Raw genomic sequence first — 23,152 nt, forward strand, 5'->3', positions numbered from 1 at the left:
GACACTCATTTTTTTGTGGTTGAATCGTTTATTCAATCAAGATTTCCTTTTAATATTTCTTTGGCAATGGTATATCCAATTAGGAAGGCTGAAGCAGATGTGTTGCCATCCACAGTAAAGGGAATAGTTTGGGCATCTGCAACAATTAAATTATTGACTCCATGTACTCGACCCAAACGATCTACTACTCCGCCCATATTAATTGGTGCCATTCTTAGTGAGCTTTGTTGATGGTGATTATGACCGAAATTTTCTTTAATGAAGTTTTCAAGTTGTTCATCATCGTTAATGGTTTCCGGTGTTGGATTTATTAGTTGGTATGTTGAATCAATTTTCGAAAGGTTTTCGGCAATATTTTTTATATAAGTCCTATAAATCGCTTTGATCGCATTTAGATCATCTTCGTTTTCAAGGAATCCTTCATCTGCAAGGACAATTTTCAAAGGATCATTATTCTGTATTTTAATGGAACCGTGGCTTTTTGGCTTCAGAAATAGAATTGCAATATTTAATTGCCCCTCTGCCACAATTCCAATTAATTGGACACCCCTGCTGCGTTTGTTCCTTGAAAGTGGGGAAGGCAAAAAGGCTCCGCCTGTATAGAGGGCAAACGGATCATTTTGAATCTCAGGAAGATCCTTTTGATTCATGGAAAAAGTAGCTGTGTTTAACGTATGATTCGTTAAAAATTGACCTACATTGGGATTTTCAAAAACAATTGGTATGCCGGCCTGTTTTAATTGATTGGAAGGGCCGATTCCCGATAGCATTAGAAGCTGAGCACTGTTGATCCCTGCAGAGATTATCACTTGTTTGCGGGCAAATGCTTGTACCTTTTGCCCCTCTTTGAGAAATTCAATTCCAACTGCCTTTTTTCCTTCGAACAGAATACGGAGGGCAGTTGATTTATAATAAACCCTTAATTTTCGGCCATTTACTCCAATTCCATCTGGAGTCATAATATCTGAAGATAAGAATGCTGTGGATGCACTTTCACGCTCACCATTCGGTTTTTGATATAATTGCCAGCGAAAAAACGGACCAATTGGGGTTCGGGGATCATTATAATCAAGAATTTTAGGAAAGCCTGTGACGTCTTCTATTGCTGAAACCAATTTTTTTGTCACGCTTGGCGGTTTTGCAGGGGCTTGCCTGATATTTAAACGGCCATTAAAGCCATGAATTTCAGGGTTTTTCGTTTTCCCATGATAATCTTCCAGCTGTTTAAAGCTTTGGATAGCTTGTTCTGGTGACCATAATGAACCTAAAAGCTTTTCCCATTTTCTTAAAACGAAAGAAGTAGGTCTGACATACTGTTCTCCATTGATAGATGATCCTCCGCCAGAAAGCCGGCCGGTTGTCCATTCAAAAGTTCTATCATCCACGCCTTCTTGTGGTACTCCTTCGCCTTGCCAAAAATACTGCGGGGAAAATTCCTCTTCTAGTACAGGAGCAAACCTGGAATCTCTAATGGGTTTATCCCTATCATTATTTTCTCCTGCGTCTATTATTAAAACGGAAGTTTTTTTATCATCCGAAAGTGTCTTAGCAATCACTGCACCAGCAGGCCCAGTACCGACAACAACATAATCAAAAGTTAATTTTGATTGATTCGAAGCCATATTTTATTCTCCTTTTTTCGTTTATTTATCTTATGAATAATTGATGGGGAAGAAGTAGGTGAAGATAATCTCTTTAGTCAAAATATTTAAATATATATTACGAGTCTATTTAACAGTGAAGCCTATAAATGATTAGGTCATTCTAATTGAATTTCATCACCTTAGATTGTTTTCTAATAGAAAACTTTATTTCGTATTAATAAAAAATACATTGACATTCCATGTACATGTTTGGTATTTTATAAAAGAACAAAGGTTCATATAGGAAAACTAAATGTAGAAACATTTTTTTATCTATTTATCTCGAATTGATAATAATCAAATTTGAGATTTGATTTATAATAAATTCATAAATGAGGAGGGAAATAAGTAAAACTTAGGAAATTCTATTATTGGACCAAACTATCTTGAATTCAAAATTCATAAATTTTAACCAAATAATTAAAATTCAAAAACAATATCAGGGAGGACTTACACAATGTTGTTAAAAAACGAAGTAGGAGCACTTATTTTACGAGTAACATTAGGCGCAATATTTTTAATTCATGGGATTGTGAAGTTTCAGGGGGGAATTGAAAACATTGTAGGTTGGTTCAGTAGTATTGGATTGCCAGGATTTATGGCATATGCTGTTGCATTGATTGAAATTATTGGGGGCATCGCTTTAATTATTGGATTGGGAACAAGAATTGTTTCTGCCTTATTTTCTTTATTAATGATTGGGGCAATACTAAAGGTAAAACTTTCAGTTGGATTATTAGGAAATGGTCAAATGGCAGGATATGAATTAGATCTAGGATTTTTAGCAATGGCAGTTTTTCTAGTAATCAGTGGCAGTAAATTAATATCAATCGATCAATTATTTTCTAAAAAGGATTCAAATGAAATAAAAAAAGCTGCATAAGAAAAAAATTTAAAGCCATTTGTGATTTTTTTATTTTCACAAATGGCTTCCGCTTAGAACAGACCTGCTTCTCTTGCAGCAGCAATGCTATTTCTAGCAAAATCTTCTGCAGACATGCCAACATTCTCCCAATGAATATACATTAAACGTGGATTTTCAAACAGCCAATGGTTATGAAAGGCTGTTACGATAAGACCTCTTTTCCGTAATGCTGCAATAAATCGATTAAGTTCTCTTTGGAGAACAACCGATTCACCAAGATTTAGACCATTATTTTCAAAGGATAACATAAACGGAAGTGCAAGCGGAGAACGCGTGCGGCGACCTAAAATCGTTGCTTTAATATCTCGCAGGCGCATTACAGTACACACAGGTGCTGCTGAAATAACCTCGCCGCCGATAATATCAGCCAATCGTTGGCATGTTGAAGCAGTTATCTCCCTAACATTACCACGAGAAGTACTTCTCATTCGTTTGCTCGATTGATGCCCCGTAAGATTTGAACTGGATTCAAATTCCATATCCATCTGATTACTGACTCTTCTAGTTGAATGATGCCCAGTTGTTCTGGAGCTGGATTCTAGTTCTCTGTCCATCTGATTTCTATCAGAAGAGCTTTCATCGAAATCGCGATTAATAAATCCGAACCAATTTTCAAACATGTCTCTTCTTTCCATTAAAACCACCTCCTTGTCCTATTCTAAAAAGCCATTATTTTAGAAAAAACCTGCCTCTTTTGCAGCTTCAAAACTATTTATAGCGAACTCAAACGGATCTCCAACGTTCTCCCAATGCATATACATTAACCGTGGTTCTTCAAAAAGCCAGTGGTTATGGAAAGCAGTTACGATAAGGCCTCTTCTTTGTAATGCATCCATCAAAGCATTAGCTTCTCTTTGAAAGAGTACAGTTTCCCCGAGGTTAAGGGTTCTTCCTCTTACATTGTTTTCAAAAGAAAGTGCAAATGGAAGGGCTAATGGGGATTGAGTGCGGCGGCCTAAAATTGTAGCATTTATATTACGAAGGCGCTGAACCACACATGCTGGCGTTGATGCGATGACCATACCTCCAATAATATCGGCTAATTGTTGGCATGTTGAAGTACTGATGCCTGCAACAGAATTACGGTTACTATTTCTTTGTGCAGGACGCCATACTGAACTTGATCCCATTTCATTATTGGAATTTATTCCCAACTTTATCACCTCCTTGTCCAACCAATCTCACTTAACAGTTTATTCAGGGATTTTGGACAAGAATGGACTAGTGACAGGGGACAAATATATTTTAAGAATATTTTTGAGTAAATGCTTTTTTGTGGTGTATTTGCATTGTTTAGTGGATTCAGCTTTAGTAGGCATAAAATCAGATTGATAAAAAATAAATTTTACACTACAATTTGTAATGGAAGGGTGGTCGTAAAATGACAATTAATAATTTCCGTTTTGACCAAGAAGGACTAAATCGCTTTTTCGGTCCACTCGAGGCCAAGATCATGAACATTCTTTGGAACGGCAATGAGATGAGTATAAAAGAAGTCCAGCATCAATTAGAAAACGAGAAACCTTTAAATTTTAATACAGTTATGACGGTAATGAATCGTCTTGTTGATAAAAAAATCCTTACGAAAAGATTGGAGGGAAGAACGTCTCTCTTTAAACCTTTAAAATCTAAAGAAGATTTTATTAACCGCCAATCTAAGAAACTAACGGAAAATCTATTGGATGAATTTGGGGGACTAGTTGTCAATCATATGCTGGATTCCTTAAAAGATGTTGATGATCATTTATTGCAAAAACTCGAGTATAAACTGGAACAATTAAAAAAGGACAGAAAATGAAATGGCCTGGAAACATAAATCAACTGCAGTATTAGGATTAGCCCTTTTCTTTGCCATTATTTTGTTTGTCCAAATGGTTATGTACATGATAAATATCCTATTTGGACCTATAGAGTTGTTTAATATTTTTAATTTTTGCGTAAGTTTATTTGAAAGAGGAACGATTGCCTATTATGCGATCTTGCTAATGGTAAACTTTTATATTTTTTATTCCATATTCCTTATTGGTAAAAAGGTTGTTACTCAAATTTTCCTTTTTAGTTCATTTCGAAAAAAATTGCGCCATCATATTCATATTGATAAATCACAGGAATTGAATCAAATTTTTAATAGAAAATATGAAGATATTGTTGTTGTTGATAATAAGGAGTTACTGGCATTTACTTTTGGATTTTGGAAACCAATAATAGTGCTTTCTACTACCTTAATTGAAATATTGGATTCGAAGGAATTAGAAGCTGTAATATACCACGAAACTTCACACCAGAAATGTTTTGATGGTATTAAAGTATTTATTTTACAAATAATTTCTGAAGTAATGTGGTATATCCCTCTTACAAAATGGTCGTATCAAAATTATAGAATTTTGATTGAACTGGCTGCAGATGAATTTGCGATTAATCACATGGGATCTGAAATTGGTTTAGGAAGTGCGCTATTAAAGTTAATCAAGAAGCAATTGAATGTTAATTCAAATCATACTTCATCACTTGTCCATTTTGCTGATGAAACAGTCGATTACAGGCTTCAACAACTGATTGATCCTCAACAAACCATCCCTGTTAAAGTTGACTCAGGTTCGATTATCATTTCGTTTAATGTTTTTATATTAATCTTATTTATCTTAGTTCTTGCATGAGAAAGGGTTGGAGCCAAATCCCATCCCTTTCTTAATTTAATGGGTTATAATCTAGCTATTAAGGATTCATAATTCTTGACCATTAATCACCGTTTGCACTACAATGAGTAGTGTGTCAAGGGAGTTATTTTCTTGGATTAGAAAGTAACTGTCGGCAAAAACACTACATAATGTAGTGCTTGTTAAGTTTCTACCAAAAAAGATGTATAGGAAAGGAGCAACAAAATTGAAAAAAACAGAAGTTGGGGTATTTATATTGAGAGTATTTTTAGGATTATCATTCTTTATCCATGGTGTTTCAAAGTTTCAAAGTGGTATAAGCAATACGGCCGGCTGGTTTGACAGTATTGGAATACCAGGCTTTATGGCATATGCAGTAGCGATTATTGAATTAATTGGCGGACTGTTGTTAATAATCGGATTTGGTATTCGATACATAGCAGCACTCTTTTTATTTATCATGATTGGAGCCATTTTAAAAGTAAAATTAGCAGCAGGTTTTATGGGAAATGGACAAGGTGCGGGTTATGAATTAGATCTTGCTTTTGCAGTTATGGCAGTCTTTTTATTCCTGAATTCTAATTCAACTTTTTCTCTAGATTCAAAATTGTTTGCTAAAAATCAACAATAAAATGTTGAATTCATTGAGTGATTACAATACTAAGAAAGAGGGAAAATAGATGGCTTCAGTTAACAAAAAAACAATACAATCGAAAAAACAATCAAAATTTATTTTCTGGGTGATTGGTTTAATAGCTGTATGTCTCTTCGGTTTAATATTTTTATCAAATACAGCAAAACAAGAAGCAATGGACTACGAAGGACAGCCAGTTTTAGGGGAAAAGTCTGCTCCTGTTAAGATAGTTGAATTTGGTGATTACAAATGTCCCTATTGTAAAAATTTTAATGATTCGCTTCTTCCGAATATCGAAAAGGATTTTATCGATACTGGGAAGGCTTCGTTATATTTTATGAATTATTCGTTTATCAATGTTGATTCTACTCGGTCTGCAAAATTTGCGGAAGCAGTATTTAAAGAGTTAGGAAACGAAAAGTTTTGGCAGTTCCATGAGCTATTATATAAAAAACAACCAGATGATTCTAAAGCGGAGCAAATGGACATATATACAGAATCTTTCCTAAAGGAAATATTAAGAGAAATTACCTCTAACGCAGAAGTGAAAAAAGTGGTTACTTCATATAAAAATGATCAAACAAAAGCGGCATGGGAAAAAGATATGAACGCTGCAAATAAGTTAAGTATTACTAGTACGCCTACCATTTTTATTAATGGTGTGAAATTTGAAGGAAATACCTACGATGATTTCAAGGAAAGGGTAAACGAAGCAGCAAAAGAATAATGTAATTTGGAATCACAGCAAAAACCTTACCGACATTTTGTGTAAGGTTTTTTTGTTGTAAAAATCATTAGGTAATGATCGTACTCCGTAAGTTGTTTATTTGGATAGAAAAATCCCATATATCAATAAAAATAAGGTACTTTTAATTTTGGAGGGAAAATTCTATGAAAAAATTATTGTTGATGGGATTTATTTTTTTATTTCCTTTAAACATGGTTGCTGGAGCAGACCATGCCTTCGCTAAACCGCAGGGAAAATGCATTAGCCAATCTGAAGTAAAGTTCGAAAATAAATTCAGGAGGCTTTGGATTGATCATGTATTGTGGACAAGTAATTATATTACAAGTGCAACAACAGCTGGATCGGAGGATCAAAAACAGGTTCTGACCAGGCTTCTGAAAAATCAGGAGGATATTGGAAATGCTGTAAAGCCAGTATACGGAGTGAAAGCTGGGAACAAACTTACGGATTTGCTTAAGGAGCATATTGTTATTGCGGGAAAGATTGTAGATGCCGCTAAAAGCGGAAATAAAGCCTTGGTGAATCAGTTGAACAAAGAATGGTATAGAAATGCTGATGATATTGCCGCTTTCCTTAGTGGTGCAAATCCCCATTTAAAAAATGAAGATCTAAAAAAATTGTTGTATACGCATCTGAAATTTGTGACAAGCGATTTAACTGCGAGCTTAGCAAAGGATTGGAACGCAAGAATAGTTTCAATTGACGGAGGGGTCTCACATATAATCTTAATGGCAGATACGATCTCTGCGGGAGTTGTAAAGCAGTTTCCGGATAAGTTTAAAAAATAATCTTAAGAATCTTCCAGCTTTTTGTTGGAGATTCATTCATTAGGGGCATTTGCTAACGTGCTTGAAATTAGTGAATACATGCAATAACAGACGAGAGGGAACTTAATTTCATTCAAGTTCCCTCTTTTACTGTATTCGGCGGAGATTATTTTAATGTTTTCAGCCATGCTGCCATTCCTGGCGCATCCTCTTTGGACACCAAGCCAGACGGCATATTGCCTCGGCCGTGTTGTACGATGTTCTCGATTTCCTTTTCCGATAAACGGGAACCGACACCTTTTAAGGAAGGTCCGACTCCGCCTTGGTATTGATCTCCGTGACAACCTACACATGTGCTTTTATAGATGGATTCTCCGTCCACCTTGGATACTGCTCCTCCTTCTTGTTGACCTTCATTTTGAGCAGGTGGTTCTTTGGCCTCATTCTGACCAGGCGTTTCTTTGGCCTGTTCTCTTTGGTCTTGCACATTGCTTAGTACAAAAAATCCGCCAATTCCTATCACAAGGATGGCCAAGGTAATCAAAGCAGTTTTCATAAAATCGCCTCCTAATTATCTTGCTTTGGTACAAGAAATGAAAAAATAATTTGCAAACTTATTTTAACCTTACAAACAAGTAAGCCGAAATACCCTATGATATAAGTATGGGCAGTTAAAAGGAAACTACGCATGAAAGAGGAAACTTCGATTTTTTGATGGCTTTTTTGTTATAAAGTAAAAGAAGAAGGAAATTAGAGTAAAGATACCTTATGATTTAATATATAATCTCAAACAATAGGAGTGGTTTAAATTTAATGGGCATAGATAAGAAAAACCCTGATTTCCACGCCATTAAAAGTTATGATTAACAAATTACATACAAATAACTGTAAAAATCACAGACTATTTCGTAGTACATAATAATCTTATTTTAAAATTTATCTATTGACATTATACCTATAGGGGTATAATATAAAGCTTGTCAGTGCATTGTTCATTGAAGGTGGTTTATAATCACCAATAGCTATTTTAAAGGAAAATTCCTTGAATATAGAAACTATAGTAAAGGGAAGCTTTTTACTAGCAAAAAGCCAATAAAAAGGGTTGACACCCTCTTTTATTTTTACTAATATAAATACCCATAGGGGTAATGGTGAATAACTATAGGGAGGAATAAATAATGAATGTTACAAAAGTAGTTGATGCTAAAGGTTTAGCTTGCCCAATGCCAATTGTTAAAACTAAGAAGGCGATGAATGAACTTGAATCCGGTCAAGTATTGGAAATCCATACTACGGATAAAGGAGCTAAGAATGATCTTACCGCTTGGGCTAAATCTGGCGGTCATGAATTATTGAAACATGAAGAAGAAGACAAAGTATTAAAATTTTGGATTAAAAAAGGATAATTTTTTTAAATCGTATTATACCCATACCGGTATATGTTTATAAATAACTATCAGGAGGTCACAAAATGACTGAAAAGAAAAAGACAACAATCGTTTTATTTAGCGGAGATTATGACAAAGCAATGGCTGCTTATATTATCGCAAATGGCGCAGCTGCTTATGATCACGAAGTAACCATTTTTCATACGTTTTGGGGATTAAATGCCTTACGTAAAGATGAAAATATTCCGGTACAAAAAGGATTCATGGAGAAAATGTTTGGGAAAATGATGCCAAGAGGTGCTGATAAAATGGGTCTTTCCAAAATGAATTTTGCTGGGTTTGGTCCCAAAATGATTAAAGATATTATGAAAAAGCACAACGCGATGTCTTTACCTCAATTAATCGAAATGGCACAAGAGCAGGATATAAAACTTGTAGCATGTACCATGACAATGGATTTATTAGGTCTTAAACAGGAAGAGCTATTAGAAAACATTGAATATGCAGGAGTCGCTGCTTACTTAGCGGATGCAGAGGAAGGTAATGTAAACCTGTTTATTTAACGAATGTTTTAGGCGGCATTAGTGCTTGGTCTTTAAAAATAATATTAGGAGGAACGTAAAAAATGAAACAAATGACTCCAATAGAAGTAGAAACATTACTAAATGAAGGAAAGAAATTAAACATTATAGATGTGCGCGAAGTGGATGAAGTTGCTGCTGGCAAAATCCCAGGGACCGTAAACATTCCATTAGGATTAGTTGAGTATCGTATGCACGAGTTGGATAAATCCAAAGAGTATATTATAGTATGCCGTTCGGGAGCCAGAAGTGGTCGTGCTACGCAATTCCTTAAAAGCTATGGATTCAACGTGATTAATATGACTGGCGGAATGCTGGCTTGGGAAGGTAAAGTTGAATAAATTTTTTTAACAAGAATAATACCCTTATAGGTATAAAAACCGGAGGTCTATCATGATTAACATAAAAGCAAACGTAACTTTAGATGCAAAAGGATTAGCTTGTCCGATGCCGATAGTACGAACAAAAAAGGCAATGAATAACCTGGTGGCAGGACAAGTATTAGAAGTCCAGGCAACTGATAAAGGGTCCAAAGCGGATATGAAAGCATGGAGTGAAAGTTCGGGGCATCAATATTTGGGAACTATCGAGGAAGGCGAAGTATTGAAGCATTACCTTCGCAAATCTTCTATTGATGAATTCAATGAAAAAAATCACCCAAATGTTATCAATAATGAAGAACTAGAGAAGAAGCTTAATGCAAATGAAAATATCGTAGTGGTCGATGTAAGAGAAGCTGCAGAATTTGCATTTAACCATATTCCAAACGCAATCTCTATTCCATTAGGTGAACTGGAAGACAGATTAAATGAATTAAACAAGCAAGATCCTATCTTTGTAGTTTGCCGGTCAGGAAATCGCAGCGATCTTGCGGCACAAAAATTAACGGAAAATGGTTTTACTAATGTAATCAATGTTGTTCCAGGAATGTATCAATGGACTGGTGAAACTACAGGCATTAATCGATAAGTCAATTTTTTTTAATCAATACAATACCATAGGGGGTAATTTAGAAATGGCTGTCAATGTAATGACTTCAAAAGAGGTAACCAAAAAGGTTTTTAATAGAGAAGAGTTATTTATTCTTGATGTACGTAATGAAACTGATTTCAATGATTGGAAAATTGAAGGCGAAAACTTTGAGTATTTAAATATTCCATATTTTGAATTACTTGATGGTATAGAAGAAATCATTGATAAAATTCCTACTAAAAAAGAGGTATTAGTGGTTTGTGCTAAGGAAGGATCATCAGTAATGGTAGCAGAAATGCTTTCTGATGCAGGGTTAACCGTGTCATACCTTAAAGGTGGAATGAAGACATGGAGTGAACATTTAGAACCCGTTAAAGTGGGGGACCTAAATGATGGCGGCGAAATGTATCAGTTTGTTCGAATCGGTAAAGGCTGCTTATCTTACATGGTGGTTTCAAACGGTGAAGCAGCACTGATTGATGCAACACGTATGACGGATATCTACCTTGATTTTGCTGAAAGTATCAGTGCAAAAATTACTCACGTATTTGATACCCATCTTCATGCGGACCATATTTCTGGCGGGCGTACAATTGCAGAGAAAACTGGAGCAACCTATTGGCTTCCACCAAAGGATGCAACAGAAGTTTCCTTTGATTACCAACCATTAAAAGACGGTAATAACGTCAAAATCGGATCCGTGAAAATCAATATCCATGCTTTATATACACCTGGTCATACCATTGGTTCAACTTCCTTCATTGTCGATGAAAAGTTCTTACTTTCAGGTGATATTTTGTTTATTGACTCTATTGGAAGACCAGATTTAGCCGGCTTGGCACAGGATTGGGTTGGGGATTTAAGAGAGAGTCTATACAAACGTTATCGAGGTTTAGCTGAGGATTTAATCGTCTTACCCGCTCATTTTATGATTATCGATGAATTAAATGATGATGGCAGTGTTGCTGAAAAATTAGGAACTCTATTTTCCAACAATCATGGTTTAAATATTGAAGATGAAAATGAATTTAGAAAATTGGTGACTGAAAACTTACCGCCACAACCAAATGCGTATCAAGAAATTCGTGAAACGAATATGGGAAAAATCAATCCTGACATTGAGCAGCAACGAGAAATGGAAATCGGTCCAAACCGTTGTGCGGTCCGTTAATCATGAAATAAGAGGCAATATAAAGAAATGACGTTTAAAAATTCTGGATTAAAAAAAGGTTAATAATGAAGGGGAACCAATCAGGGTTCCCTTTTCTAAAGAGGAGGACATCATGGGTATTAGCTTAATGATTACAATCTTCCTAATGGGGGTTGTAGGCTCTTTTATTTCTGGGATGTTAGGGATAGGTGGAGCAATCATCAACTATCCGATGTTGTTATATATTCCAGTCATGCTTGGTGTAGGTCATTTTTCTGCTCATGAGGTTTCAGGTATTACAGCCATCCAAGTGCTTTTTGCAACATTGGGTGGTGTTTTGGCTTATCGTAAAGGTGGTTATTTAAATAAATCACTTATTGTATACATGGGTATAAGTATTTTAATTGGAAGTTTTATTGGGGGATTTGGGTCCACTCACATGCCGGAAAGAGGAATCAACATTGTATATGGTATATTAGCATTGATAGCTGTTATCATGATGTTTGTCCCAAAGAGAGGAATTGATCATATTCCGTTGGACCAAGTCAAGTTTAACAAATGGCTTGCAGCGCTGCTATCCTTCATAGTGGGGATTGGGGCCGGTATTGTAGGAGCGGGAGGAGCATTTTTGTTAGTGCCAATCATGCTTGCTGTGTTAAAGATTCCAACAAGGATGACCATTGCCTCTTCCTTAGCCATTACACTTATTTCATCGATTGGGGCTGTTTCAGGTAAAATCGCAACAGGCCAAATGCCAATTTTACCTTCAATTATCATGGTTGTTGCCAGTTTAATTGCATCACCAATAGGAGCAAACGCAGGGAAAAGAGTTAATACCAAAGTGTTGCAAGTCATTATGGGGATTTTAATTTTGGCGACTGCAGTGAAGACGTGGATAGGAATTTTATAATCTTGGGGTATTATTTATAGATATTTAATAATTAATATTTTTAAATGATCGTAATTATTTTTAATTTAATAATCTTTAAAGCACTTTCATGAAGAAAGTGCTTTTTTATTTTATCCATTATCCTTTTTGTTCCCTTAATAAAACATTAAGAATCCATTAAAATGGAAAAATCAATCTAAAACGGTGGTACATTATGGATGAAGGTGACAATAATTGTTCACATTAGTTGTTTTTTCTTTTCATAAACTATGGAGCATAGATATGTTATATTTAATAAATTTATTTGAACAACACAGTTATCTGATATTATTTTTAGGGATTTTCCTAGAGTTTATGGCCCTACCTATTTCTGGTGAATTCCTAATGAGTTATGCAGGGTACTTTGTTTATCAGGGAAAGATGAATTATATTTTGGCACTTCTGACGGTCTTTGCATCAGGGGGTGCAGGTATTACCGTAACGTATTGGATTGGTAAAGCAGGGGGATTTAAACTTATCGAAAAGTTCGGGAAATATATCCACCTTGGACCTGAAAGGTATAATATTGCTGAATACTTAGTGAAATCAGTGGGTTATATGAACTGGACGAAAGGATTTGTCGTAGTATTTCAATCCCCCATTGCACTGGACTCCATCTTAGCAATAACGATGATTCGTATTTGGAGTAAGAAAAGAAACAGGGGGTGGATATGTATTTGGCGGTGTCTGGATATTCTTTAACTTCTTCTTGTTTGAAATGTTGAGATTGGTTTTGGAAAAATATTACGAAGGGACGAGTGAGAATTGAAAACACATATCCTTGTTGTCGAGGATTATACTCAAATCGCACATGTTTTAAAGATGGTGCTTGAGTATGAAGGTTATCAAGTAACGGTAGAACAGGATTAAAACGAGACAAAAGTCCATAAAAAATATTTTTATAAGTTCAGGAGGAAAAATGTTTTTATCTTATCCTATTTTAGCTGCTATATTGGGTATGTTAATTGCCCAATTTGTAAAAATTCCAATTCATTTTTTAACATCAAGGGAAATAAAGTGGAATTTGATGTTAAGTACAGGTGGTATGCCTAGTTCTCATACTTCGACAATCATCTCTTTAACTACTGCAATTGGGTTAATTTCAGGAATTTATTCAAACGAATTTGCCATAGCTGCGGTGGTATCCTTAATCGTCATGCACGATGCTACTGGTGTAAGAAGACATGCTGGTTATCATGCTGAAGTTCTAAATAAGCTATTAGTTGATTTCAATCACCTAATCGATACTTTGAAAGATCCCAATTTAAAAAAAGCCGAGTATAGAGAAAAATTAAAAGAATTGTTAGGACATAAACCAGTTGAAGTGTTTTTTGGAGCTATTACAGGCATCATAGTAGCCGTTGCAACTTATTATTTTTATCCCTTTAAGTAACAAGGAAAAAATAAAAATGACCTAATCATTTACTGGATTAGGTCATTTAATTTCAACAATTCCCTTTCTTTTATTAAAATTAATTTTTGATTATTAAAAGGGATGAACAACTATATATGAACATTTCAAATCTTAATATATAAATTGCAATAAAGACAAGAGGATGTTTAGTATATGAGACATCTAGTAATTGGACTAATTATTTTAGATAGTTTAATCTTAATAGCCGTGATCTGTGGTGAAAATTTGGGGTAGGAAATCGTTTTGCTAGTAAGAATAAAATTTAAGTAATATCATACGTTTTTGGAAACGGATTAAATGAGAAGTGGTGAATTATGGAATCTGAGAGCGAATCTAAAAAACGATTTTTCGGGTTAAGTTCGGTGATTTTTGTCCTCGGAATGGTAAGTCTATTGATGGACCTTTCTAGTCAGATGATTGTTCCCATTCTTCTATTATATTTAACATCTGTATTACATGTACAAGTCGGGGCTGTAGGTATTATCGAAGGCATTGCTGAAACACGGCAAGTGTTTTAAAGTTTTTCTCAGGGTGGATTTCGGACCGATTTGGAAAAAGAAAATGGTTAATGGTTGGCGGTTAGGGTTTATCCAATTTGATTAAACCCTTTTTCGCATTATCATCAACATTGGGGCAAGTCCTCTTTATTCGCTTTGCAGACCGTGTTGGAAAAGGGATTCGTACTTCCCTGCGAGATGCGATCCTTGCGGATACCACTACAAAAGAAGAACGTGGAAAAGCATTTGGATTTAGAAGGTCAATGGATACACTGGGTGCTGCACTTGGACCTTTTGTCGCCTACCTAATTCTTACTTTATGGAATGGGAGTTATCAGTCGGTATTTTGGTTATCTGCAATCCCTGGATTAATTGCAACTTTGCTCCTCATTATCATCTTAAAAGATAAAAGGAATCCTACAAAAACGCAAAGCAAAGTAAAAACATTACCCAAGATTAGCTTTAAGGGGCTGGGTTCACGTTTTTTCCTGTTCACACTTATTACTTTGCTCTTCACCATAGGGAACTTCTCAGATGCATTCCTTATCTTAAGGGCGAAAGACGTTGGTATGGCTGCAGAATATATACCGTTGACTTATTTTGCATACAACATTGTTACAATTATCTTCTCAATTCCATTTGGGATGATTTCTGACCGTATCGGTCGCCGTCCAGTTTTAATAACAGGTTATGTGATTTTTGCACTCATTTACCTCGGCTTTGGTCTGGTACATACTGTCCGTGGGATTTGGATTTTATTCATTTTTTATGGGTTGTACTACGCTACTACGGAAGGTATTCAAAAGTCTTATGTGGCAGATATGGTAGCAGAAGGACAACGAGGTACGGCAATGGGAACATTTAATGTTTTACCGGGGATTGCTGCGTTGCCTGCAAGCGTATTGGCAGGGTTTTTGTGGCAATTCTTTGGAGCTTTTACAGCTTTTGGTGTAAGTAGTCTACTCGCAATTATTTCTGCATTGCTTATGTTCATTCTTCGGATATAACTGAATACTTTCATAATATTTGTTAACCCTGGAGCTTCAAAACCTTGCACATAATAAATGATGATTTTGTCGAAAGTAATAACTCTATGTTTGTTTACAAGGAGAGCCAAATTGAGGTCTGTTTATGAATTTAAAAAAAGAACTTTTCATTGCATTTCTAATAAGTTTTGTTTCACTTTTAGGCTTTTCATATTAAATCGGCAACTGTGATCCACTAATAGTTCAATTTATAATTATAACTCCATTCATAAATATTTCCTTCATAGGTGGGATAAAGAAATGGAACAGCATATAGATTATCTAATTTCACATTTTGGTTACTTTGGAATCATCATTGTTCTAATTGGGGGAATTGTTGGCCTTCCAGTACCTGACGAGGTTCTTCTAACCTATGTTGGTTATAAAGTGTTTCAAGGCACATTATCGTACATACCTTCTTTACTAAGTGCATTTGTGGGGGCAATGGGAGGAATTTCTCTCAGCTACTTTATTGGATATAAATTCGGATTACCTTTAATAAAAAAGTTTGGTCCAAAAATTCATATAACGGAAAAAAAAATCAATCGTACTCAAAAATTATTTCTCAAAATTGGACCTGTTCTAATATTGGTTGGCTATTTTATTCCTGGAATTCGCCATCTTTCTGCCTTTGTTGCTGCATTAAATAGTTTCCCGTTTAGAAAATTCGCTGCTTATGCTTATATTGGAGCCTTCCTATGGAGTTTGTCTTTTATCACTTTAGGAAGAAAACTAGGAGAAAATTGGGGTATAGTTGATTTCTATGTGTCAAAATACAGTATGTATCTTATTTTGTTTTTCCTTTTCCTTTCTTTAATGGTTTACCTTTTTTGGAGAAGAAAAAAGCAATTGGGAAAAATGTGAGTTACTCCTTGAAGTAAAGTGGAGATAAGGAATTGGAAATGCCTCTTTTAAGTTAGATAAATAAAGATTGTGAAACATAAGGAAGCCAAAGAAGAGAAGTGCCAATCATGACACTTCTCTTCCTTTTATGAAATAACAAAAACTGACATTTAAATGGGTGATTCTTATTTATTATTGAATAGCATGCTTTTTGGACTCCGTTGGCCAGAAATAGCCGATAAGTGCACCAACTACTGCTGGTAATATCCATCCAAGACCAATACTGTAAAGCGGTAAATATTCAATATACGCAGCTTTAATAGATTCCAAAAAAGAAATGGCCGCCCCCGGCATGCTTCCCACTAACGTGCTGTAACCATCAAAAAAACTTACACAAAAAGTAAGGAGCATAGAAGCTGCATATACACTTTGCTTATGATTAAAAAATGATGAACAGAGCGTCAACAAAATTAGAACAATCGCCAAAGGATATAATAACATTAATACCGGAACAGCGTATTGAATAATATTGTTTAAGCCAAAATTAGCGATGATAAATGACATAAGGCTTAGGATAAGCACGAACATTTTATAGCTTACTTTTGGAAATATACTATTGAAAAATTCACTACAAGAGGTAATGAGTCCAATGCTCGTTTTTAAACATGCCAGTACAATTATAATGGCAAGAAGGATCGCACCAAATTCTCCAAAGTAATGCTGGGCGACCTTAGCAAAGATTAATCCGCCATTATCGAACGTACCGATAATAGAAACGCTTGATGCCCCCATATAAGTAATGAGGCCATAGATCAACATCATTAGTGCCATAGCGAAAATGCCTGATTGCCATGTTGCTTTTGCAATGGTCCTCTTATCGGTAATCCCTTGTCCCTTAATAGCATTGATGACAACAATACCAAATGCTAATGAAGCAAGGGCATCCATCGTGTTATACCCCTCTTTAAAACCAGTTATAAATGCCAATTGGCTGTAATCACCTGTTGGCTTTCCGAAGTGTCCCATAGGTTTGACAATCGCGATAATAATTAAAAAGAATAAAAATACTAAAAATGCAGGTGTTAGATATTTTCCGATATAGTCAATAATTTTCGCAGGATTTAATGAGAAATAATAGACGATGGCGAAAAATACAAAGCTAAAGAGCCCAAGATATAAACTGACGTGCTCTGGATTAATAAATGGTTCAAAACCGACTACGAAAGGTACGGTTGCCGTACGTGGAATCGCGAAAAACGGTCCAATGGTTAAGTAAAGGGCCATGGCAAAGACGACTCCAAATTTCGGATGGACCCTTTCTCCTAATTCACGAAGTCCATTACTTGCAGATAGTCCGAATGCTAAGATCCCCATAAATGGCAAACCAATTGCTGTTACTAGGAAACCAATTAAAGCGGGCCAAAAGTGAGTTCCGGCGACCTGTCCCATCTGAATAGGGAAAATCAAATTTCCAGCCCCAAAGAACATACCAAACAACATCGTACCGATGACTGCGTATGTTGAGAATGATATTTTTTGATGCATACATGTTGCTCCTTCTAGATGAATTTCATATATTTTACCACCATTTAGAATTGTTGGCTATCATATAATGACTCCTTTTTTGTAAATCAGTTTAAATTTCCATATTACCCACAATAGTCAATTCAATGTTGTTAATATTTTATTAATATTTTTGTGATAAAATCATTTTTAACTGAAATTTCATCTAATTACTTAACGATCGGAAAATGAATGTTTCTAAATATGGAAAGGTGACCTCCCAAAAATGACAGTGTTTGTTTTCTTAAAGATAATAGGAATTGTCCTTATTTTGAAGGGGATTAAAGATTCATTTACAACATTTATGGAAAGTTTTAAAAAGAAGGTTCATTTTAAATTATGTATCAATTCTATTTTAAAAAGTGGCTATTACTTTTTAACAGGGTGCTTCTTAATGTACTTTCAAAACCTAGAAATGCAATTACATCAACTGTATTTATTGGGGGCAATCTATTTTGGAATGTCCACAATTTTTTGGCTTATCCTTAATCGATTAGAAAAAGAGGAATAATCGAGTATCCTTTATTACCAAAACCATAACGTTGACTGTACGGTTTGGATTGTGATATAGTTAACATATCTATAGAAAGGGGTGAGTAAGTTGGGAAGTTGTATCGGATTGGTGAAATAGCCAGTTTAATGAGCATTTCAAAAAGAACGATTGATTATTACACCCAAATAGGCTTACTGAACCCTGTTAGGTCGGATTCTAATTATCGAATGTATGGAGAAGAGTCTATTCAGATATTGGAATTGGTTGAACATTATAAAACTCTTAATATGCCGCTTGAGGAAATCAAATCTTCTATTAAATTGATCAATTCAAATAATTCCATAGATAAAGAGAAAGTAGAAAAACATTGTGAGCAGATGGCTGTTCTTATGGAGCATCTTAAAGAGGAAATAAAGGTAATGGAGCCAATTCTTCAAAAATTAAACAATGATGAAAAAGAAATGCTCGTTAATAAACTATCCTTACAGGGAGTTTCATTAGCTCAAACATTGTTATTATTATTTGGTTAAAGGCGTGAAAGTAGGGATGTTTTTCCATCCAATGAATATATTAATCTTCATTGCTTTTGGACTATACATCTGGGCGCAGTTTAAAGTAAAAGGTAATTTCAGTAAATGGTCTGAGGTCGGGACAGACTAACTTTGTTTACAAACTAGGAGGTGTATTCCTTACTTAACTATTAAGTAAGGAGGCTATTGATAATTATTAATTTAATTACAATTGCAATGTTAATTGCTTTTACGGCATTTTTCGTATCTTTTGAATTTGCCATTGTTAAAATCCGAGGTACACGAATCGATCAACTTGTTGGAGAAGGTAACAAAAATGCTATTGCAGCTAAAAAAATTATTTCAAATCTAGATGAATATTTATCCGCATGTCAGTTAGGGATTACAGTTACAGCATTAGGTTTAGGTTGGCTGGGTGAACCAACGGTGGAACATATCCTTCACCCATTGTTGGTAGGCCTTAACTTGCCTGAATCCGTTTCATCCATTGCATCATTTGTTATCGCCTTTGCTTCTGTAACATTTATTCACGTCGTAGTAGGGGAACTTGCTCCCAAAACGGCAGCAATTCAAAAAGCGGAAGCTGTGACATTAATTTTTGCACGGCCAATGATTCTATTTTATAAAATCATGTATCCTTTTATTAAAGCATTAAATGGATCTGCTCGTTCGATTTTAGGCATCTTTGGAATGAAACCAGCTTCAGAACACGAAGCTGCTCACTCGGAGGAAGAACTTCAATTGATTATTTCCGAAAGCTATAAAAGCGGAGAAATTAATCAGTCTGAGTATAAATATGTGAACAATATTTTTGAATTTAATGATCGAATTGCAAAAGAAATTATGGTGCCACGAACTGAGATTGTTGCTTTTGATAAATCACAAACGTTAGCGGAATGCCTTGAAACTGTTAAGAGTGAAAAGTATACAAGATACCCAGTTATCGATGGGGATAAAGATAATATCGTGGGTATGCTGAATTTGAAAGAAGTCTTAACGGATTATATCGTCGGCAAGAATCTAGAAACTCCAATTGAACATTATGTACGTCCTGTGATCCAGGTAATTGAATCGATCGCCATACACGATTTGTTACTTAAAATGCAAAAAGACCGTATTCATATGGCTATCCTAATGGATGAGTATGGTGGAACAGCTGGATTAGTAACAGTTGAAGATATTCTAGAGGAAATTGTGGGTGACATCCGCGATGAATTTGATGCGGATGAGGTACCTGAAATCAATAAAATAAACGATAATAAAACAATCGTCGATGGAAAAGTTCTTATAGAAGAAATAAATGATTTATTCGGAATAGATTTAGATGATGAGGATATTGATACCATTGGTGGTTGGATATTATCCAAAAAGATGGATGTCTTCGAAGGCGAGATAATTAATTATGGTGATTTTGATTTTAAAGTCCTTGAAGTTGATGGATATCACATCAAATCTTTAGAAATAGTAAAAACATTCAAGCAAGAAGCTCTTGCTTGAACAATGAATCCCTCTTGAATATAAGAGGGATTTTTTTAGCATTATCTTAACCTTTCTAATAGACAAAGATAGTACAAATACCGTTGACTTTTTATCAACGATTTCCTGGGATAAGGCAGTTTTTGTTTAAACCATAATGACTTCTGTTGATTAAATTGTTGACAAGTTGTCAACGCATATGTATATTCTAATAGTCTTTTGTTTTATTATTTTGTAGATATGGCAATGTTTCTATTTATTTTTTAATAATTATCTATAATTGTTAAAGTGAGAATACATAGAGAGGAAAGCTAAGATGTCGGATGTAAAAAAAGATAATAAACTCGGTTTGTTATTAAAGAAATTGTTAAAAGAACGTTCTATATCTATGCGTAAGCTTAGTCAGCATACCGAAATTGACACAGCCACGATTTCACGGATCATAAATGGTAAACGAAAAGCAAATCCTGACCATTTACAAAAATTTGCTGATTATTTACAAGTCCCAATTTCAGAGTTATTTATAGCTGCAGGCTTTACAATTGAAGATAAAAATACAACAACACAATCTAACATTTTAATGTCTGTTGAAAGTATTCAAAATTTACTTGAATCCTCTAATCTAATAGATAATAAGTTTAGTATTGCTAGTGTAGAACAGCAATTATCGAATTATGAACAATATGTACAAACAGAAGAGGGAAAAGAAAATATTCTTAATAGCTTTGGCGAAAAGCTTAAGAAAATAGGCAGTATAGGTCCGTTTATTAGTCAACTTAAGGAAATGTATGAGAAATTCCGCTTAAATAAGGGAACACCGCGGGAGCTTGCCATAGTTGGAAGTGCACTGATCTATTTTATTGTCTCAGTGGATGTTATTCCAGATTACATTTTTCCACTCGGTTTTATCGATGATGCTATGGCAATTCAAATTGTAGCAAATCTACTAAGATCTGAGTAGCATTTACCTTTATACCTCGAAATAGTCGTTCAAGAGCTACATTGATTATAGGCGCAATAATTCATTAAACTAAAGAAAATCGGGAAGGTGTACTATGGAAAGAATGCTTCGTAGGAAAAAGCGTGTTAGATGGAAAAGGGTAATGTTGTTTATTTTTATTTTAATGATTGGTAGTGTAAGTGCTTATGCAGCTTATCAATATAAACAAGGAGTTTCACTTGGTAAGGATGGGAAATTTAATGATGATGAGAAAGTAGCGAAAGCTTTCCAGGGAGAAGATGTGAAGTTTGGTAGAATTAATGTGCTTCTATTGGGAAGCGATTCACGTGGTGAAGAACATTCAAGAACGGATTCCATCATGATTGCCCATTACGACCAAAACACTCATCAATCTAAGTTGATTTCTATAATGAGAGATACCTATGTTAATATACCTGGTCATGGAAAGCAAAAAATAAATGCAGCATATGCATATGGTGGACCTGAGCTTCTTAGACAAACAATTAAAGAAAACTTTGATATTGATGTAAATTATTACGCTGTTGTTGATTTTGAAGGATTCTCAAAGATTGCAGATATTATTGCACCTGATGGAATTGAAGTTGATGTTCCTCATGAAATGAAGTATGGAATCGGAACGACAATAAGCCCTGGAAAACAAACCTTACATGGGGAAAAGTTATTAGGATATGTACGTTTTAGGCATGACAAATTAAGTGACTTTGGCCGAGTTCAAAGACAACAGGAAGTCATTAGCAAGTTGAAGAACCAAGCTTTGAGTATTGGAAGTATCATAAAGCTTCCTAAAATATTGGGTGTTATAGACCCATATGTTGATACCAATTTGGATACATCTACCCTATTTTCTTTAGGAAAAGATTTGCTTACTAATCAATCCAATGAATTAAATACAATGCGTATTCCCGTGGATGGGTCTTTTACTAATGAGCAATTCAAAAATGCTGGTGCAGTGTTAAGTATCAATCTTGAACAAAATAAATCTGCCCTCAATGAATTTTTATCTTCGTAATAAAGACATAAATTCGGCAGAAGGCTTAACAGATGATATTAGGGAAGAAATTAAAGAAGTCAAATCAGATAAATTTGATCTAAATAAATAAGGGCCAGAAATGCAAGATGGAATGGAAGTATCTTCATTATTTTATTGTGTTAACAAATAAAGCATGCTTGTTAAAGGAACTCAGTGAGGGGTTCCTTTTAATTTTATCTATAATGCGTATTTCGAAATAACATAAACTCGACGATTTGAATATATAAATACACATAAGAATTTTTCCTAAATACCACTGGACGAACTCACACACAGAGGAGGAATTATGCATTATTTGTCTATATTGTTTATCGGCATTGCCGCGAATCTAGATAATTTAGGCATAAGCGTATCTTATGGATTAAGGTCCACAAGGATTCCATTAGTTTCTAATTTAATTATAGCAATCGTGTCCATGATATGTGCGTATCTTTCCATTATTGCAGGGAAATTCATCTCACAGTTCATTTCTATTGGTTTGGCCAATTTTGCAGGCGGCCTGATTATTATAGGCATTGGGATTAAATGTATTGTAGATTCCTTTTCTGTTCATGAATCTCCAAGGGAAGTTAAGGCAGATTCTAATTATTCTCATGTTATTACTCATCCAGATTCAGCAGATGTAAACCATGATAAGATGATTTCTGTAAAAGAGTCGATTTTCTTAGGATTTGCGTTAGCGATCAATTGCCTTGTAATGGGATTGGGGGCTGGTATTACAGGTGTTTCGCCTGTTTTAACCACCTTGTCTATTGGATTGTTTTCCGTTGTATCCATTTGGAGTGGAATAAAACTTGGCAATAAGATTTGTGGTATGAGCATTGGCAAATACTCTAACATTGTTTCAGGAATCCTGTTAATAATAATTGGGGTTTATGAAATGATTGTGTAAAAAGGATAAAAAAA

Annotated in this window: 27 protein-coding genes and 1 pseudogene; 23 read left to right on the forward strand and 5 right to left on the reverse strand. The window is 34.9% G+C overall.

Annotation, left to right across the window (positions count from 1 at the left end):
• Window positions 1–32: 32 nt before the first annotated feature.
• The gene (locus V7161_RS03895; protein ID WP_335442423.1) at window positions 33–1,622 is read right to left on the reverse strand and encodes a GMC family oxidoreductase; all 1,590 of its coding nucleotides are present in this window, start codon (window positions 1,620–1,622) and stop codon (window positions 33–35) included.
• Window positions 1,623–2,100: 478 nt separating this feature from the next.
• Here V7161_RS03895 and V7161_RS03900 point away from each other — a divergent pair, with 478 nt between their 5' ends.
• Complete coding sequence (locus V7161_RS03900; protein WP_335442425.1) at window positions 2,101–2,526, forward strand: DoxX family protein; 426 nt, start codon at window positions 2,101–2,103, stop codon at window positions 2,524–2,526.
• 53 nt (window positions 2,527–2,579) lie between these two features.
• On the opposite strand, the gene V7161_RS03905 is transcribed toward V7161_RS03900, so the two are convergent.
• Together V7161_RS03905 and V7161_RS03910 are read right to left on the reverse strand one after the other, a co-directional pair.
• A complete protein-coding gene (locus V7161_RS03905; protein ID WP_335442427.1) occupies window positions 2,580–3,203 on the reverse strand; it encodes a DUF1259 domain-containing protein in 624 nt (207 codons plus the stop codon).
• 39 nt (window positions 3,204–3,242) lie between these two features.
• Complete coding sequence (locus V7161_RS03910) at window positions 3,243–3,722, reverse strand: DUF1259 domain-containing protein (protein WP_335442429.1); 480 nt, start codon at window positions 3,720–3,722, stop codon at window positions 3,243–3,245.
• Window positions 3,723–3,949: 227 nt separating this feature from the next.
• On the opposite strand from V7161_RS03910, the gene V7161_RS03915 reads away from it, so the two are divergent.
• The 5 genes from V7161_RS03915 (at window position 3,950) to V7161_RS03935 (ending at window position 7,395) form a co-directional block, all read left to right on the forward strand.
• The gene (locus tag V7161_RS03915; RefSeq protein ID WP_335442431.1) at window positions 3,950–4,366 is read left to right on the forward strand and encodes a BlaI/MecI/CopY family transcriptional regulator; all 417 of its coding nucleotides are present in this window, start codon (window positions 3,950–3,952) and stop codon (window positions 4,364–4,366) included.
• Window position 4,367: 1 nt separating this feature from the next.
• Window positions 4,368–5,225 carry a M56 family metallopeptidase gene (locus tag V7161_RS03920; RefSeq protein WP_335442433.1) on the forward strand — a complete coding sequence of 286 codons (858 nt, stop codon included), beginning with the start codon at window positions 4,368–4,370 and terminating at the stop codon, window positions 5,223–5,225.
• A 226-nt stretch (window positions 5,226–5,451) separates the two neighbouring features.
• Entirely contained in the window at window positions 5,452–5,856 is a 405-nt protein-coding gene (locus tag V7161_RS03925; protein ID WP_335442435.1) for a DoxX family protein, read from the forward strand.
• Between the two features lie 49 nt (window positions 5,857–5,905).
• Window positions 5,906–6,586, forward strand: a complete 681-nt coding sequence (locus V7161_RS03930; RefSeq protein ID WP_335442436.1) for a DsbA family protein — start codon at window positions 5,906–5,908, stop codon at window positions 6,584–6,586.
• A gap of 164 nt (window positions 6,587–6,750) precedes the next feature.
• Window positions 6,751–7,395, forward strand: coding sequence for a glycosyltransferase (locus tag V7161_RS03935; protein WP_335442438.1), 645 nt, complete (start codon window positions 6,751–6,753; stop codon window positions 7,393–7,395).
• Between the two features lie 145 nt (window positions 7,396–7,540).
• Here V7161_RS03935 and V7161_RS03940 read toward each other — a convergent pair whose 3' ends face one another.
• Entirely contained in the window at window positions 7,541–7,930 is a 390-nt protein-coding gene (locus V7161_RS03940) for a c-type cytochrome (protein WP_335442440.1), read from the reverse strand.
• Window positions 7,931–8,552: 622 nt separating this feature from the next.
• Between V7161_RS03940 and V7161_RS03945 the strand changes: the two genes are divergently transcribed.
• The 11 genes from V7161_RS03945 (at window position 8,553) to V7161_RS03995 (ending at window position 16,193) form a co-directional block, all read left to right on the forward strand.
• A complete protein-coding gene (locus V7161_RS03945) occupies window positions 8,553–8,780 on the forward strand; it encodes a sulfurtransferase TusA family protein (protein ID WP_289984600.1) in 228 nt (75 codons plus the stop codon).
• A gap of 65 nt (window positions 8,781–8,845) precedes the next feature.
• Window positions 8,846–9,325, forward strand: a complete 480-nt coding sequence (locus tag V7161_RS03950) for a DsrE/DsrF/DrsH-like family protein (RefSeq protein ID WP_335442442.1) — start codon at window positions 8,846–8,848, stop codon at window positions 9,323–9,325.
• Window positions 9,326–9,387: 62 nt separating this feature from the next.
• Window positions 9,388–9,684: a rhodanese-like domain-containing protein gene (locus V7161_RS03955; RefSeq protein ID WP_335442443.1), complete on the forward strand. Its 297-nt coding sequence runs from the start codon at window positions 9,388–9,390 to the stop codon at window positions 9,682–9,684.
• Between the two features lie 52 nt (window positions 9,685–9,736).
• On the forward strand, window positions 9,737–10,312 hold the full coding sequence (locus tag V7161_RS03960) for a sulfurtransferase TusA family protein (RefSeq protein WP_335442444.1): 576 nt from the start codon (window positions 9,737–9,739) through the stop codon (window positions 10,310–10,312).
• 46 nt (window positions 10,313–10,358) lie between these two features.
• A complete protein-coding gene (locus V7161_RS03965) occupies window positions 10,359–11,486 on the forward strand; it encodes an MBL fold metallo-hydrolase (RefSeq protein WP_335442445.1) in 1,128 nt (375 codons plus the stop codon).
• Between the two features lie 112 nt (window positions 11,487–11,598).
• On the forward strand, window positions 11,599–12,375 hold the full coding sequence (locus tag V7161_RS03970) for a sulfite exporter TauE/SafE family protein (RefSeq protein ID WP_335442446.1): 777 nt from the start codon (window positions 11,599–11,601) through the stop codon (window positions 12,373–12,375).
• 261 nt (window positions 12,376–12,636) lie between these two features.
• Complete coding sequence (locus V7161_RS03975) at window positions 12,637–13,095, forward strand: DedA family protein (RefSeq protein ID WP_335442447.1); 459 nt, start codon at window positions 12,637–12,639, stop codon at window positions 13,093–13,095.
• A gap of 217 nt (window positions 13,096–13,312) precedes the next feature.
• Entirely contained in the window at window positions 13,313–13,786 is a 474-nt protein-coding gene (locus V7161_RS03980) for a divergent PAP2 family protein (RefSeq protein ID WP_335442449.1), read from the forward strand.
• Between the two features lie 335 nt (window positions 13,787–14,121).
• Window positions 14,122–14,325: a hypothetical protein gene (locus tag V7161_RS03985; RefSeq protein ID WP_335442451.1), complete on the forward strand. Its 204-nt coding sequence runs from the start codon at window positions 14,122–14,124 to the stop codon at window positions 14,323–14,325.
• A 77-nt stretch (window positions 14,326–14,402) separates the two neighbouring features.
• Complete coding sequence (locus V7161_RS03990) at window positions 14,403–15,311, forward strand: MFS transporter (protein ID WP_335442452.1); 909 nt, start codon at window positions 14,403–14,405, stop codon at window positions 15,309–15,311.
• A gap of 279 nt (window positions 15,312–15,590) precedes the next feature.
• The gene (locus V7161_RS03995) at window positions 15,591–16,193 is read left to right on the forward strand and encodes a DedA family protein (protein WP_335442454.1); all 603 of its coding nucleotides are present in this window, start codon (window positions 15,591–15,593) and stop codon (window positions 16,191–16,193) included.
• Window positions 16,194–16,364: 171 nt separating this feature from the next.
• On the opposite strand, the gene brnQ is transcribed toward V7161_RS03995, so the two are convergent.
• Window positions 16,365–17,717, reverse strand: coding sequence for a branched-chain amino acid transport system II carrier protein (gene brnQ, locus V7161_RS04000; RefSeq protein ID WP_335442455.1), 1,353 nt, complete (start codon window positions 17,715–17,717; stop codon window positions 16,365–16,367).
• Window positions 17,718–18,344: 627 nt separating this feature from the next.
• Between brnQ and V7161_RS04005 the strand changes: the two genes are divergently transcribed.
• The 6 genes and pseudogenes from V7161_RS04005 (at window position 18,345) to ytaF (ending at window position 23,138) form a co-directional block, all read left to right on the forward strand.
• A complete protein-coding gene (locus tag V7161_RS04005; protein ID WP_335442457.1) occupies window positions 18,345–18,758 on the forward strand; it encodes a MerR family transcriptional regulator in 414 nt (137 codons plus the stop codon).
• Between the two features lie 16 nt (window positions 18,759–18,774).
• Window positions 18,775–18,876, forward strand: a pseudogene (locus tag V7161_RS04010) (zinc metallopeptidase); the annotation flags it as partial.
• Window positions 18,877–18,944: 68 nt separating this feature from the next.
• Window positions 18,945–20,255: a hemolysin family protein gene (locus V7161_RS04015; protein ID WP_335442458.1), complete on the forward strand. Its 1,311-nt coding sequence runs from the start codon at window positions 18,945–18,947 to the stop codon at window positions 20,253–20,255.
• 295 nt (window positions 20,256–20,550) lie between these two features.
• Window positions 20,551–21,195, forward strand: a complete 645-nt coding sequence (locus tag V7161_RS04020) for a helix-turn-helix domain-containing protein (RefSeq protein WP_335442460.1) — start codon at window positions 20,551–20,553, stop codon at window positions 21,193–21,195.
• Between the two features lie 94 nt (window positions 21,196–21,289).
• Window positions 21,290–22,225 (forward strand): LCP family protein, encoded by a 936-nt coding sequence (locus V7161_RS04025; protein ID WP_335442462.1) that lies wholly within the window; start codon window positions 21,290–21,292, stop codon window positions 22,223–22,225.
• 307 nt (window positions 22,226–22,532) lie between these two features.
• Window positions 22,533–23,138 carry a sporulation membrane protein YtaF gene (gene ytaF, locus V7161_RS04030; RefSeq protein ID WP_335442464.1) on the forward strand — a complete coding sequence of 202 codons (606 nt, stop codon included), beginning with the start codon at window positions 22,533–22,535 and terminating at the stop codon, window positions 23,136–23,138.
• Window positions 23,139–23,152 lie beyond the last annotated feature (14 nt).

It is taken from the genome of Neobacillus drentensis (assembly GCF_036965425.1).
Taxonomy (GTDB): Bacteria; Bacillota; Bacilli; order Bacillales; family Cytobacillaceae; genus Neobacillus; species Neobacillus drentensis_F.